Raw genomic sequence first — 14,596 nt, 5'->3', positions numbered from 1 at the left:
TTGGTTAAAATAGCGTGTCCCCGATGTATCCGCCCTCACTTGCACCAGGTAGACAGGCGTACAAACCACTGCCGACATGGGTGATATATTCATTGAGCAGGTCGACAGATGCGAGCTTTTGTTGCATCGGAATGAATTGCTTGCGTGGATCACGATTGAAGCAAATGAACAACAGTCCAGCATCGAGCTGACCAGTCTTGAGATCCATTCCACTTGAATAAGAGTATCCGCGCCGCAAAATTTTCACTTTGCCCTCCATATGGGCCAGGGCGGTATGGGAATTCACAGGAATAACGGGTTTACCCTTAGCATCCTTTCGATCCAGCTCCAGCTCGTCGAACTCATTTGCTTTGCCAAGAGGAGCTCCGGTTAAACGGTGACGACCAAATGTATTCTCCTGATCGGAAAGGGAGGAGCGATCCCACACCTCGATCCGCATGCGGATTCGACGCATAACCATGTAGCTTCCGCCTGCCATCCACGCGGGACTTTCAGCCGTGTTTGCCCAGACGACTTCATTGGCGGTAGCAGGATCGTTCACCTGCGGATTGTTCGTGCCATCCTTGAAGCCCAGCAGATTTCGTGGTGTAGAGCCAGTCGGGTCGGATGCACTGGTACGCTGGAAGCCTTCCTGTAGCCAGTGGAGGACAGCTTTGCCTCGAGCGATCCGGGCCAAATTCCGCAGGGCATGGAAGGCGACCTGTGGATCGTTGGCACAGACCTGTACGACAATATCGCCACCCGACCATTCCTTTCGCATTTCATCGCTGTTGAAGCGAGGTAAATCGACCAAAGGAGCTGGGCGTTTGGATGCGAGACCAAAGCGCTCGTCAAAGAAAGAAGCGCCAAGTCCAAATGTGATCGTCAATTTCATTGGGCGCAGGCCCATGGCTTCTCCCGTGTCGACAGGAGGAAGAAGGGCGTGATCGCTCTCCTCATCGACGTTTTTGCCGGCAGTCATGCGTGCTGCTGCCTGCGTCCAGCTTTGAAACAAGCTGCGGACATCCCCTAGCGAGGTCGTCGTCAAATCAAAAGCACCCATGCAGATAAAATCCTGCATAGGTGTAATGATCCCGGACTGATGCTTGCCATAAAAGGGAATGACCTCATCTGCACCGGTCGGAGTGGCACTCGTCTGCTCATTTTTAGGAGAGGAGGGCATAAGGGTATTAACCCCAGTCGCTCCTAACAGCAGTCCAATCCCCCCGACACCAGCCAACTTCAGAGCTTCTCGACGTGTGAATTTGTTCGCTGTGGTGTTTTCGAGATGCTTGTCATTCATCTTGTTAGCCTCCTACGATCTTACCCATTTTGGATAAAGGCTCAGCCAATGCATCGAGGGACTGACTCAGCTTTTTCACTTGGTCTTCCTTCAATTCCGTGTATAGCACATAGCCGTCGCCTTTGCGGTATGGTGCGAGGGCTTTGTCCAAATCAGCAAAGCGAGCTTCAATTTCAGTTGCAAGAGCAGCGTCTTTTTCCGTAACAGCAGGCTTCAATACTTTGTAAATTTCGTGAGCGCCTTCCACGTTTGCAGCGAAATCGTACAAATCTGTGTGGGAATAGCGTTCTTCCTCACCAGTCACCTTGCTTGACGATACCTCATTCAAGAGCTCTACCGAACCCGTTACCAGCATAGGCACATCGATTTCGACGCTCTCTACCTTCACGCGGAGCTGCTTCACATCTTGCAGCAGTTGATCCGCAACTTTACCTTGGTCAGCAACCGATTTGGTTTCCCAGAGAGCTTTCTCCAATTTGTGATAGCCGCGCCATTCGTTGTCAGGCACATCGCCTTCGCGGGCATCGATCCAAGGGTCAAAATCGCCGAGAGATTCAGCGATAGGCTCGATTTTCTCAAAGTAAGCACGGGCTGGAGCATACTCCTTTTTCGCTTTCTCCATATCGCCTGCTTTGACGGCGTTGGTAAAGCTCTCTGTTGCTTTTACGAATTGGTCGGTTTGGTCAACGACCCATTTTCGGTATTGATCAATAGAGGCTTGCAGCTCAGGAGAAGGAGTAGTGCTCGCTGTCGCGGATTGATCAGCAGCGGCAGGCTTGTCAGGCTGCGTAGCTTCTGGTTTTTTCTCTTCGGTTTGTGTTTGTGCGTTTCCGCAAGCAGCGAGCAAGGAAGAGCCGAGAACAACTGCCGCGAGTGGATAACTCCATTTTTGTATCATGAAAAGACATCCCTTCATATGATATAAGTGTATAATTATAAGATTATATTGCGATAATGAATATCATTATCATCCACAAAGAATTTTACTCTTTCTTAGACAGTTTGCAATCTTTTTTTGGCTAACTACCAATGGATAGTTTTGGTGTTGTTCACATAAAACCAAAAATAGCTCAACAATCCCTTAACAATGACCTGTTATGATCGAGCTATCAACCAAATGAATAACGTCTGTAAGTGGGTCGAGACGTGGAGAAAGCCCTCATACAGCAATAGATTGAAAAAGACCGTTCGATCGGTTTGTTTCTTTGTGCTATTGCCGTGTATGAGGGCTTTTTGTGTTTTCGAATGAAAGGAGCGAGCAGGGGATTTGCTAGATACAGATAGGTACGAAGCGTATTTTTTTGATTTGGATGGAACGATTTTTCTCGGGAACGAACTACTCCCTGGGGTGGAAAAGACACTTGCCACGCTGCGGGAGAAGCAGAAGAAAATCATGTTTTTGACCAATACGACGGTACAGACAAGAACAGCTTGTCAAACTCGCCTCCAGAAGCTCGGATTGGCTGCCGGGCGGGAAGAAATCATGACGGCTGCCTACGCAGCGGGATTGTATCTTCAAGAAAATGCGGAGCAAGCGCGTGTCCTGATTGTTGGAGAGCCTGCATTGGAGGAAGAGATTGCGAGCTTTCATATAAAGCAGGTGCAAGATGCGGAGGAAGCTACGCATGTATTGGTTGGAATGGACCGTGGATTTACGTATGAAAAACTGCAACAGGCTGCTGACGCTGTACGAAAGGGAGCCCTCCTGATCGTAGCGAACCCCGATCCCGTATGTCCGGTGCCAGGGGGGGCCATTCCTGATACATGGGCGTTGGCGAGAGCGATTGAAACGGCTGGTGGAGCCTCTGTCTGGGCGATGACTGGCAAGCCGTCTCGGTACTACGCCGATCAGGTTTTTCAACTGCTTCAAGTGCAGCCAGAAAGATGCGTCATGGTGGGCGATCGTTTGGAGACAGATATTTTACTTGGGAAAAACAGCGGCATGAAAACGGCGCTGGTCATGACGGGTGTGACGACCAGCCGCGAACTGGAAGCCACAGAGATTCAGCCAGATTACATCCTTCCGACGATGGAAGCCATGGTGCAAGTCGAGTAGGAAAACGAGGAGGCAAGGGAGATGGAGTTGGGAAAGAGCAGCAAAAAGTGGTTGTGGTCACTAATGGCAGCAAGTCTGGTGACAGGCAGTATGCCGTCCGTAATGGCGCAAAGCGCGGTGAGCAAAACCCTGCTCATCACAGAAGTTGTCAATGATCCTCTTTTTGATGAAAGCACAGGCGAGTTTATCGAAATCACCAATATCTCTAACGATTCGATTGATTTGAGTGGATACATGATCGGCGACGAGGAAAAGCGTGGCGGAAATGAAGGGATGCATGCGTTTCCGGAAGGCACCATGATTGAGCCTTACCAGACGATTGTCATTTCCCGCTATGCAGACGGAATCGTGGAACGCCATGGCGTCACGCCAGATTTTGAATTGTTCGATTCCATGGAGGACGTCCCTGAGCTATTGCCGACGGATTGGGCGACAGGCAGCATTTATTTGGCCAATGGCGGCGACCACGTCATTCTGATGGACCCTGCGTACAATGTGGTGGATTCGATGGCTTATATGGATGCGAAGGTTCCGGGAGTCATCTCTCATCCGGGAGTAGCTGGCGGACACTCGATGGAACGCCTGACGGAAAAGGATACGAATGATGCTTCCAAAGATTTTGTTGATCAGCCCAAGCCAACCCCTGGTGAGTTGTTGTTTGGACCGAATGCCCAAAAAGACAAGATTCCAGTCTCTGACTTAAAAGACGACGTGCTGATTGTCCCTGAACCTAAGACGGGAATTGTCCTTCCGCCGACGGTGATTGCCATGTACGACAAGAAGTCCGAGCTCGATGCAATTTTAGAAGCAGAAGCGTCTTCCGTTTTTATTCCGGTGAAAAAATCCGGGAAGAACGGAGTCGTCACTCAGGACGGCACATCGCTGGACGAGGTATTGGAGCAGATCAAGGGCAAGGCGATCCCGGTGATTCATATCGAGGACAAGAAATTGGTAGCCGAGGTTGATCACCTGCTCCAGAAAGAGAATCTCACTGATGTGCACATTGTGTCTTCCCGACCGGAAATTGTCCAAGAGATGCGGGAGAAAAACAATGAATACCGTGGTGCCCTCGTATATATCGACGGCAAGCTGAACGAAAAGAAGCAAAAGGAGCTCGTACGCTCAGCCAGGAGCAGTCGTTCCAATGTGATCGTTCTCTCGCAAACTGCAATGACGGAGGATGTCATTCGTTACTTCCGCAATCGCGGGTTGTCCGTGTGGGGAATTGATCGGGCGAACAAGAGCCAAGCGAGTGAAATGATCGAGATGGGAGTGGCGGGGGTTGTCTCACACGATCCAAAAGAGGTGCATGAGCTGCTTGCTGCTTACCCAGAGAAAAGCATCACGCAACCTCCGATGGTCATGGCGCATCGAGGTATCCCTTCCTTAAAGCCGGAAAACACGATGTACGCCTTTGAAGAAGCGATGGAGTTGGGTGTAGAAATCATCGAGACAGACGTCCACAAAACAAAGGATGGCCACCTTGTCCTGATCCATGATTTTGATCTGGAGCGTACCACCAACGGGACTGGGAAGGTAAAGGATTTCACGCTGAAGGAACTGCGTGAATTGAATGCGAACAAGCTCGATCCAGCAAATCCTTCCTGGTACCAGCCTGAAATTACCGATGCTGTCATTCCTACCATGGATGAATTGCTGGAAGCGGCCAAGGGCAAAGCGGTGGTCATTCTGGAAGCAAAGGGGATTGGGTACGAAAAGGAAATGGCGAAGGTCATCAAGGAGCACGACATGGTTGAAGATGTGATTGTCAGCAGCTTCAGCTCAGAAGTATTGGAGCGTTTTGCCAAGCTCAATCCGGAACTGGGACTCGGCTTTACCTTGAGCGGAACCAAGCCGAAGGAACAGCTGGAACAGTATGCCGAAAAGCAGATAACAGACGCGGTTCAACTGAATGCCCAATACTATATCAACCATCAGATTGTCACGCCAGAGCTAATCCGCTTCGCCAAGCATCGGGGAATCATTTTGACCGTGTATACAGTCAACGAGGAAGCGGATATGAAGCGGGCAACCGAGGCGGGAGTCGGGGGAATCATTACCGACTATGCACAAAAACTTTACAATACCCAAATATTACCTCAGTAAGCAATTGGTATAGTCGAGGGATACGTAAAAAACAGCGAGAGATTCAGGGGGGAAAGTCGTGGCTGAAGTGGAATTGCGGCGCATTTCCAAGATGTATGGGGGCCAGAAGGTAGTCAATGAAGTGAGTGCTCGTATTCTACCAGGAGAGTTTTTCGTGCTGGTAGGGCCTTCTGGTTGTGGGAAATCAACCACACTGCGCATGATTGCCGGGCTGGAGGAGATCAGCACGGGAGAGCTGTTGATTGGCGGCAAGCCGATGAATCAAGTCCCTCCGAGTGGGCGAAACATCTCCATGGTCTTTCAAAATTACGCACTTTATCCGCATTTGACGGTAAAAGATAATATTTTATTTGGTTTGCAGGTGCGAAAGGTAGACAAAGCAGAGCAGGGCAAGCGGTTGGAGCGTGTATCAGAGATGCTGGGCATCGCGCATCTATTGCAACGCAAGCCGAAGGAATTATCCGGGGGACAACGACAGCGTGTTGCACTCGGACGGGCCATCGTCAGTCAGCATCCTATTTGCTTGATGGACGAGCCTTTGTCCAATCTGGATGCCAAGCTGCGCGGGCACATGCGCACGGAAATTCGTCGCTTGCAGCAAGAGCTGGGCATCACGATGATTTACGTTACGCACGATCAGGTGGAAGCGATGACGATGGCAGACCGCATGATGGTCCTGCGCGACGGCGAGGTTCAGCAAGTCGGAAAACCTCTCGATGTCTACAATCATCCAGCGAATTTGTTCGTGGCGGAGTTTACGGGGGCACCCCCGATGAATACGTTTCCTGCCATTTGGCGGGCAGGCGATCAGGCAGGAATTGAGCTGGCAGGTCAGCAGTTTTTGCCGCTCCCTATGTTTCACGGTATCAAGGACCAGACCCCGGTCGTTCTTGGTTTGCGTCCAGAGTCACTTCAACCCGCCCTTGAAGGGCAATCTGTCGATGCTTCCTTCCAGTTCCCTGTCACCGTACAAGGAGTAGAGATTCTCGGTTCTGAGACCATTGTGGAATTCACCGTGGGAGACAAGCTGTGGAAGGCCAAATGGAACGGGCAATGGCACTGCAAAAGAGGCGAAACCATGCATGTTCGTTTTGATCCAGCTCAGGTGAACGTGTTTGATGGAGAAACCGGAAAAAATCTAGCGGTTACGACCAATTGAGAAAAGAAAAGGGAGAGGTACTGCGATGCGTAAAGTTGTCAAAAGCTTGTTTGCGGTCGTCATGAGTATGAGTCTGATCACGGGTTGCTCCAGTGGCAATTCTTCGTCCACGAACAACGCGACGCAAGGAGCCAATTCGTCTGGCACAACAGAGCTGTCCTTCTATTATCCAGTTGCGGTTGGCGGTCCTTTGACCAAGATCGTGGACGGAATGGCAGAAGAATTTAACAAAGAAAATCCAGATATCAAAGTCAAGCCAGTCTATACGGGCAGTTATCAGGATACAACGACAAAAGTGCAGGCGGCTGTACAGGGCAAGACTCCTCCCGACGTAGCAGTGATGCTCTCTACTGAGCTGCATACGATGATGGACATGGATGCAATCCTTCCGTTGGACGACCTCATTGCCAAGGATGGCGGCAGCGAATACGTAAATGATTTCTTCCCAGGCTTCTTAGCGAATTCCCAAGTAGACGGCAAGACATACAGCATCCCGTTCCAGCGCAGCACCATCGTGCTCTATTACAACAAAGACGCGTTCAAGGAAGTCGGTCTTGATCCGGAAAAACCGCCGACATCCTGGGATGAGCTGGTTTCGTACGCGGCCAAATTGAAAAAGGACGGGCGCTACGGCGTCGAGATTCCTTCCTCGAGCTTTACGTATTGGATGTTCCAAGCGCTGGCCCTGCAAAACGGCAAGAACCTGATGTCCGAAGATGGGAAGAAAGTGTTCTTGGATACGCCAGAAAATGTAGAAGCTCTGCAATTTTGGGTAGATTTGTCCAAAAAGCATCAAGTCATGCCTGAAGGTGTCAACGAGTGGGCGACTGTGCCTTCTGATTTCTTGGAAGGCAAAACGGCGATGATGTTCCATACGACAGGGAATCTGACGAACGTGAAGAAAAGCGCGAAGTTTGATTTTGGCGTAGCGTTTTTGCCAGCGAAAAAGAACTACGGCAGCCCGACAGGCGGCGGTAACTTCTACATGTTCAAAGGAACCGATGAAAAGAAACAGGCAGCGGCATGGAAGTTCATTCGCTTCATGACCGAGTCTAAGCGTGCTGCTCAGTGGAGTGTCGATACTGGCTATGTTGCTACACGCAAATCTGCATACGAAGAAGAGACGATGAAGCAATACGTTAAGGACTTCCCGGCAGCAGCAGTAGCTCGTGACCAGCTGGAATACGGACATGCTGAGCTGTCTACGCACAATAACGGCAAAGTGACAAAGCTCTTGAACGACACACTGCAATCCGTGATCACTGGTCAATCTGAGCCTGCGGAAGCATTGAAAAAAGCGCAGGAAGAAGCGGACAAGATGCTGGCGCCGTTCAACAAATAATCAAGCAAGGCAATGGGGGAGCGACAATGGGGGAACTACGCGCAAAATGGAAAGTGAACATGTACGCCTGGCTCTTGCTCCTTCCCTCCCTCATCTTCCTGCTGTTGTTTACCTTCTATCCGGTTATACAAACGTTCATACTCAGTTTTCATCAAGCGGATCTGGGTTCTCCAGAGCCGTTTTTTAACGGGATAGATAATTATAAACAAATGCTGGAAGATGAAGTGTTTTGGAAGGTGTTGACCAATAATATCTGGTTTGCCATCGGAACAGTGCCGACGAGTGTGGCTCTCGCTCTGGCTATGGCTCTGTTCGCCAACAAGGCATTACGAGGGAAGAGCTTTATCCGCACGGCTTATTTTTACCCGACAGTTGTTCCGATGATTGCCGTGGCGAACATCTGGCTGTTTATTTACACACCGGAGTACGGAGCGCTTAGTCATGTGATGGAGTGGTTCGGAAAAGGCGACATGAACTGGCTCGGCGATCAGAAAAATGTGATGTGGGCGATGATCTTCATGGTCATTTGGAAGGAAGCGGGCTATTTCATGATCTTCTATTTGGCTGGGCTGCAAAACATTTCACAGGAGCTATACGAATCCGCCTCCATGGAAGGGGCATCGTCTTGGACGGTTTTTCGCCGCATTACCTTTCCATTGCTTATGCCAACGACGATGTTTGTCAGTATTATCGCCTTCACCAACTCTTTCAAGCTGGTAGACCATTTGGTGATCATGACCAAAGGCGGGCCGGATAATGCCAGCAATCTCTTGCTGTACTACATATACGAGACGGCGTTTTCTTTCTGGGATCAAGGAATGGCTTCGGCATTGACGATTGTCATGGTCGTGCTGTTGTTGCTAGTCGCTGCTTTTCAGTTTTTTGGTATGGATAAAAAGATTCATTACAACTAGGGGGGATGGCAGATGCTTCGCAAAATCACAACGGTTGGAATGTACGGCTTGGCCGTTCTCTGGTTGTTTCCTTTGCTCTGGGCGGTCTGGACTTCCTTTCGCCCGAGGGAGCTGGCGACTTCGTGGTCGTTCAGTACAGATTTTACACTCGATAACTTTGCGAAGGTGTGGGACGCAGCACCCTTTGACCAGTACTACATCAATACCTTTTTGATCGTGACCGGTATTTTGGTGGCGCAAATGATTACGGCTACACTGGCAGCCTATGCCTTTGCGAAGCTGCAATTTTGGGGAAAGGATGTGTTGTTTGTCCTGTTCCTGGTTCAGCTCATGGTCCCGGCAGATATCTTGATTTTCCCCAACTACAACGTCCTGCGTGACTTATCTTTGCTGGATACCAAAATCGGCATTATGCTGCCGTACTTCGCTTCGGCCTTCGGGGTCTTTCTGTTGCGGCAAACCTTCAAGACAATCCCGAACGAGCTGGAGGAGGCGGCACGGATGGAAGGCTGCTCCTGGTTCCAGATTTTGTGGCGGGTGTACGTTCCACTAGCGAAGCCGACCTACATTGCTTTTGGTTTGGTCTCGGTGAGCTACCATTGGAACAACTTCATGTGGCCGCTGATTATTACGAATTCCGTGGAAAATCGTCCATTGACGGTCGGTCTGGCGATTTTTGCCCAATCGTTTGAGACGGGGGCGCAGTGGGCCGAGGTAAGTGCAGCAACGGTCATGGTGATTTTTCCTTTGTTGCTGGCATTTTTGTTGTTCCAGCGGCAGTTTATCAACAGCTTCATCCACTCCGGCGTGAAATAAGAGGGAGGGTCATGAATCATGAGAGACAAAGGCTCGTTTGCCGTATCCACCTATGCGTTATTTGATCTGCCCTTGCGTGATGCGATTGTTCAGCTTTTGCAAAAAGACTGGAAGGGCATCGAGATTATGTGTGAAGAGAATCATGTCGACCTCTTGGACTGGTCCTGGGAGCAGCTGAAAGAGTTGAAGCAGCAGGGAAACGAGAGAGGGATTGCCTGGTCGATTCATGCGCCGATTAGTGGCTGCAATCTGGCGGCGGATGCAGGACCAACCCGGGATCAAACGTTGGACACGATGAAGCGCTGCCTGGAGATTGCCAGCTTTCTCGACTGCACGCACGTCGTGATGCATGCAGGGGAGGTAGAAGATCGACTCGCGGAAACAGAGCGTGCCAGAGGTGTGGAAAATGTGAGTCAGGCACTCCACGTGTTGACCTCCGAGCTGTCCGCAGAGAGTAGAACCATACTGACGGTCGAAAATGTACCCCCTTATCCAAAAGTGCTGGGGTGGAACGTCGAGGATCTCATGCGTATATGCCGTCATGTAAACTCCTCCCGAGTGGGAATCGTGTACGACGTGGGTCATGCCCATTTGATTCGTTCAGGATATGCGATCAATGCATTGCAGGAGGTGCTTCCTTATTTGTCCGCTCTGCACTTGAGTGATAACTTTGGCAAGCTCGACGATCATTTGGCAGTGGGGGAAGGAACGATCCCGTTCGAGCCTATCCTGTCACTTTTAAAAGACAATGGCTTTGCGGGTCATTGGGTTGTAGAGACAAAGCAGCTTGGCTGCGCTGAGGTAAGTGTGGAACGGCTACTGAGGGCAGGAGGCAAATAACATGGACATGCAAACGATTTTGAAAACGAATCCGGTTATTGCGGCAACCGAACAGGATCGCTTGGGAGAGGCGATGACGTCCCGAGCTTGCGCGATCCTTTTGATGTACGGAAAGCTGACTAAGCTGATGGAGGAAGCCGAAACCATCCGTCAGTCGAGCAAGCCGATTTTTTTGCACACAGACCTCATGAATGGCTTGTCCAATGACAAGGAGGCTTTTCGTTTTTTGTCCACCTATATCCAACCAACGGGCATTGTCACTACCAAAGGTCCAATGATTCGCGCGGCCAAAAAGGAAGGGATGCTGACGATCCAGCGAGTCTTTTTGATCGATTCGACCTCTCTCACGACGACTATCAAAAACGTATTGGAAAACCAGCCGGATGCGATTGAAATCATGCCGGGGATAGCGCCGTCTATTATTTCTTATATGAAGGAGCATTTGTCGCAGCCGATTATTTTGGGTGGATTGATTTGGAATATGGAACAGGTCAACGAAGCGTTGAAGAGTGGCGCGGATGCTGTTTCGCTGAGTAAGTCGGAGATGTGGAACCATATGACGGTTTAAGAGAAAGGGCAGGTGTGAAAGCATCTGTCTTTTTTCTGTGAAAAACGTCTCGACGTTTTTCATAAAGGTGGATGCGACCGCTTGCGGTCAACAAAACGGTCATGACCGTTTTGTATGTAATAAATCTTTACGCCCTTCTGCCTACCATTTTATCTGGTTTGCCATCCATCCATGTTTCTTACAGATATGTGTCCATATGCCTACATGATTGGTAATCACACAAGAGTAATTTTATAATGTAAGTAACAAAATTCTACGATGAAGAAAATAACAGCGAAGTGACACCCTTCAGCGTGAAAAGAGGGTAATATGGAACCAATTCAATTGATGGAAGCGGCAGAGCAATTTATCCGGACATGCTATCGTGAACTGGACAAGACAACGGACGAAACCGAGCAACGGCTGCAAGAAGTACGACAGCTGATTCACCAGCAGGGATACTATGAGCATACGGCCGAGGAGCTTCGTCATGGAGCGAAAATGGCCTGGCGCAATAGCAATCGATGTATTGGGCGATTCTTTTGGGAATCGTTAGTGGTGATAGATGAGCGGCATGTCGAAACAGAAGAGGAGATGGCACAGGCCATGCTCCGGCACATCAACTTTGCTACCAATGGCGGGAAAATACGCCCGACCATCACCGTTTTTGCACCTACTGTAGCAGGCAGAGCTCCCATGCGTATCTGGAATGACCAACTGATTCGCTACGCGGGATACGAGACAGAGCACGGCATACTGGGTGACCCGATTTCGCTTTCGTTGACGAAGCTATGTGAGAGCCTGGGATGGCAAGGGAAAGGTACAAACTACGACGTTTTGCCGCTTGTCGTGCAAATTGGAGATCGGACGCCGCAGTTTTTTGAGATTCCTCAGGAGCTGGTCTTGGAGGTGCCGATCGTACATCCCGATTTGCCGGGCTTTGCTGATATGAAATTGCAATGGTATGGGGTTCCTATTGTTTCGAATATGCGCATGGAGATTGGCGGTATCGACTATTTGGCCGCGCCTTTTAACGGCTGGTACATGGGGACGGAGATCGGTGCGCGCAATTTTGCCGATCAAGAGCGATATAACATGCTGCCAAAGGTCGCAGAGGTCATGGGGCTCGATACGAGCAGGGAAGTGACGCTGTGGAGAGACAAAGCGCTTATCGAGCTGAACGTAGCCGTCCTGCATTCCTTCAAGGAAAAAGGAGTATCGATTGTCGATCACCATACGGCAAGCCAGCAATTCAAACGATTTGAGGAAAGAGAAGAGAAATGTGGTCGAGCCGTTACGGGTGACTGGACATGGCTGGTTCCGCCGATCTCCGGAACAGCTTCACACATTTTCCACAGTCTGTACGACAACACCATTCATACGCCGAATTTCTTTTACCAAGACAAGCCGGAGCTCGGCAAAAAATAAGGTCCTCAAATGTCGCGAACATGCTTCGCGGCATTTTTTTATGCCGGATTGTAAAGGGTATCTCGGACCATGCTATGGGAAACCCGTATTTTAAAGGGAAGCTGGATGGTATCGAAAGCGTGGGCGACGGAACATCGCTAGAAAAAGTACTGGCGATGAGCTCTGATTTGAGGTCTCGCTAGAAACACTCCCGGACTTTGCGGGAGACTACATTTTTACCAGTGCATGGTCTGGAGATGATGCCAATCCGGAGGGTGTATACAGTACAAACGTTTGTCGGCAAAAAAATAACAACGTAGAAGAAAACCCCCGAAACACATGTAGCAAGTATGCTCTGCTACGAGTATTCGGGGGTAATTTATTTAGCGGTTGTAATAGCTGCTAAGAGCTGGGAGCAGACCCAATGGATTTTTCCGCAAGTCCTTGGCACTAAAGAAAATGCTGCCTTGAACCTGAGGAACCATCGCGTTGAAATTCAACTGGTTGATAATCTCCTGGGCACTCTGCCAGCCAGCTTCGGCCGTTCCCAGCTTATATGGCGAATGACCGATGTAGAGCTTGACGTTCGTGCCTTGTACTTCGTTTGCCCACCAAGTAACGAGCTTGTCGTATTGGGCAGGGGCGAAGGAAAAGCTCCAATAAATTTGCGGAGTCACATAATCAATCCATCCTTGTTGAATCCACGTGCGCACATCGGCAAACATGTGGTCATAAGCAGTAACGCCAGCTTTTGTATCGGAGCCCGTCGGATCGACGTTGCTGTTGCGCCATACACCGAATGGACTAATCCCGAACTGAACGTGAGGCTTGACGCTCTTGATAGACTGATTCATTTGTTGAACAAACTGATTGATATTATCGCGGCGCCAGTCTGCTTTGGACACGATTTTTTTGCTGTTGTAAGCCTTGAATGCTGCATCGTCTGCAAAGGCGACATTGGAAGGATAGAAATAATCATCCAAATGGACACCATCGATGTCATAGCGTTGTACGACTTCCATTACTTCATTAATAATTTGCTGACGTGCTGCCGGAACACCCGGATTGATGTACAGCTTTTTGTTGGCATTCACAATCCAGTCAGGATGCTGCTTGATCACGTGATTCGCTGGCAATTGGTCTGTTTTTGCATCTGTAGTGGCACGGAACGGGTTGAACCAAGCATGGAATTGCATCCCGCGTCTATGCGTTTCTTGTACCATAAAGGCAAGCGGGTCGTAGCCAGGATCTTTCCCTGGAGTTCCCGTCAAAAATCTCGACCATGGAGTGAGTGTAGAAGGATACAGTGCATCTCCAGATGGGCGAACTTGCACGAAGGCAGCGTTCATTCCCATGGCTTGCAGCTCATCGAGCAGCTGTATGTATTCTTGTTGCTGCTTTGCTGGATTTCCGTATGAACCGGAAGAAGGCCAGTCCAAGTTGTAGACTGTAGATATCCATACCCCGCGCAAATTTCCATTTGTCACGACAGGTGTGCCTGGTTCCATCGCGCCGTTTTCACTCAATATATCCTGTGGTGGCGGAGTCATGGTAGCGACGTTGCCGCTTTGCAGGCGAATGGTTCTTGTTTTGTCTTCCCAGTTTACCGCAAGGCCCAACTGCTCAGAGACAAAACGCAGCGGAACCATAATTCTCCCTTGTTTGTTCTGAACCGAAGCATCGAGTGGGATGCTGTTGTTGTTCACGCGAGCGTTCTTTTGATTAACCGTTAGGGACAACAAGGTATCTTGCTTACTGATCGTTGCGGTTTGAGACTTTGGCTCCCAATTTACTTCGGCTCCCAGATTTTCACCGATCACCCGCATTGGAACCATCGTTACATCTGCTTTTGGAACAATATACGGAGCGACGTCACTTTTGATTTGTTGCCCGTCCAAATAGATGCTGATGCCAGAGGATGTCTGCGCGGCCTGCACGGATATCCCCATCGTTGGAATACATAGTACGAACATTAGCAAGAGCATAAACCACTTGCGTACCTTCATTTTTGCCAATCCTCCGACAAGTATAGATTTGCTTACTACATTAGCCAATTCGTTAGACGCTTTATTATATCGCTTTGTTACGCTCAAGTGGGAAGATTATTGTAACGATTCGCTCCATTTC

At 49.6% G+C, this 14,596-nt stretch carries 12 protein-coding genes; 9 read left to right on the top strand and 3 right to left on the bottom strand.

The window, feature by feature from the left end; all coding sequences use genetic code 11:
- Window positions 1–4: 4 nt before the first annotated feature.
- Together efeB and efeO are read right to left on the bottom strand one after the other, a co-directional pair.
- The gene (gene efeB / locus ODZ53_RS08785; protein WP_372676668.1) at window positions 5–1,282 is read right to left on the bottom strand and encodes an iron uptake transporter deferrochelatase/peroxidase subunit; all 1,278 of its coding nucleotides are present in this window, start codon (window positions 1,280–1,282) and stop codon (window positions 5–7) included.
- 4 nt (window positions 1,283–1,286) lie between these two features.
- On the bottom strand, window positions 1,287–2,180 hold the full coding sequence (gene efeO, locus ODZ53_RS08780) for an iron uptake system protein EfeO (protein WP_087348453.1): 894 nt from the start codon (window positions 2,178–2,180) through the stop codon (window positions 1,287–1,289).
- Between the two features lie 369 nt (window positions 2,181–2,549).
- Here efeO and ODZ53_RS08775 point away from each other — a divergent pair, with 369 nt between their 5' ends.
- The 9 genes from ODZ53_RS08775 to ODZ53_RS08735 all read left to right on the top strand — a co-directional run bounded on the left by ODZ53_RS08775 (window position 2,550) and on the right by ODZ53_RS08735 (window position 12,490).
- On the top strand, window positions 2,550–3,338 hold the full coding sequence (locus tag ODZ53_RS08775; RefSeq protein ID WP_372676667.1) for an HAD-IIA family hydrolase: 789 nt from the start codon (window positions 2,550–2,552) through the stop codon (window positions 3,336–3,338).
- Between the two features lie 21 nt (window positions 3,339–3,359).
- On the top strand, window positions 3,360–5,444 hold the full coding sequence (locus ODZ53_RS08770) for a glycerophosphodiester phosphodiesterase family protein (RefSeq protein ID WP_372676666.1): 2,085 nt from the start codon (window positions 3,360–3,362) through the stop codon (window positions 5,442–5,444).
- Window positions 5,445–5,502: 58 nt separating this feature from the next.
- A complete protein-coding gene (locus ODZ53_RS08765; RefSeq protein WP_372676665.1) occupies window positions 5,503–6,603 on the top strand; it encodes an ABC transporter ATP-binding protein in 1,101 nt (366 codons plus the stop codon).
- Window positions 6,604–6,628: 25 nt separating this feature from the next.
- On the top strand, window positions 6,629–7,945 hold the full coding sequence (locus ODZ53_RS08760) for an ABC transporter substrate-binding protein (RefSeq protein ID WP_173604041.1): 1,317 nt from the start codon (window positions 6,629–6,631) through the stop codon (window positions 7,943–7,945).
- 26 nt (window positions 7,946–7,971) lie between these two features.
- A complete protein-coding gene (locus tag ODZ53_RS08755; protein WP_015893894.1) occupies window positions 7,972–8,859 on the top strand; it encodes a carbohydrate ABC transporter permease in 888 nt (295 codons plus the stop codon).
- A 12-nt stretch (window positions 8,860–8,871) separates the two neighbouring features.
- Window positions 8,872–9,675: a carbohydrate ABC transporter permease gene (locus ODZ53_RS08750; RefSeq protein ID WP_016739540.1), complete on the top strand. Its 804-nt coding sequence runs from the start codon at window positions 8,872–8,874 to the stop codon at window positions 9,673–9,675.
- An 18-nt stretch (window positions 9,676–9,693) separates the two neighbouring features.
- Window positions 9,694–10,515 (top strand): sugar phosphate isomerase/epimerase family protein, encoded by an 822-nt coding sequence (locus tag ODZ53_RS08745; RefSeq protein WP_372676664.1) that lies wholly within the window; start codon window positions 9,694–9,696, stop codon window positions 10,513–10,515.
- Between the two features lies 1 nt (window position 10,516).
- Window positions 10,517–11,083, top strand: a complete 567-nt coding sequence (locus tag ODZ53_RS08740; RefSeq protein ID WP_199929587.1) for a glycerol-3-phosphate responsive antiterminator — start codon at window positions 10,517–10,519, stop codon at window positions 11,081–11,083.
- 309 nt (window positions 11,084–11,392) lie between these two features.
- A complete protein-coding gene (locus ODZ53_RS08735) occupies window positions 11,393–12,490 on the top strand; it encodes a nitric oxide synthase oxygenase (protein WP_372676663.1) in 1,098 nt (365 codons plus the stop codon).
- Between the two features lie 362 nt (window positions 12,491–12,852).
- On the opposite strand, the gene ODZ53_RS08730 is transcribed toward ODZ53_RS08735, so the two are convergent.
- Window positions 12,853–14,475 (bottom strand): family 10 glycosylhydrolase, encoded by a 1,623-nt coding sequence (locus ODZ53_RS08730; protein ID WP_199929590.1) that lies wholly within the window; start codon window positions 14,473–14,475, stop codon window positions 12,853–12,855.
- Window positions 14,476–14,596 lie beyond the last annotated feature (121 nt).

The sequence above is a fragment of the Brevibacillus sp. BD137 genome, assembly GCF_041644655.1.
Lineage (GTDB): Bacteria > Bacillota > Bacilli > Brevibacillales > Brevibacillaceae > Brevibacillus > Brevibacillus brevis_D.
Note: the sequence above shows the minus strand (reverse complement) of the source record. Positions and strands in the feature narration are given on the sequence as shown.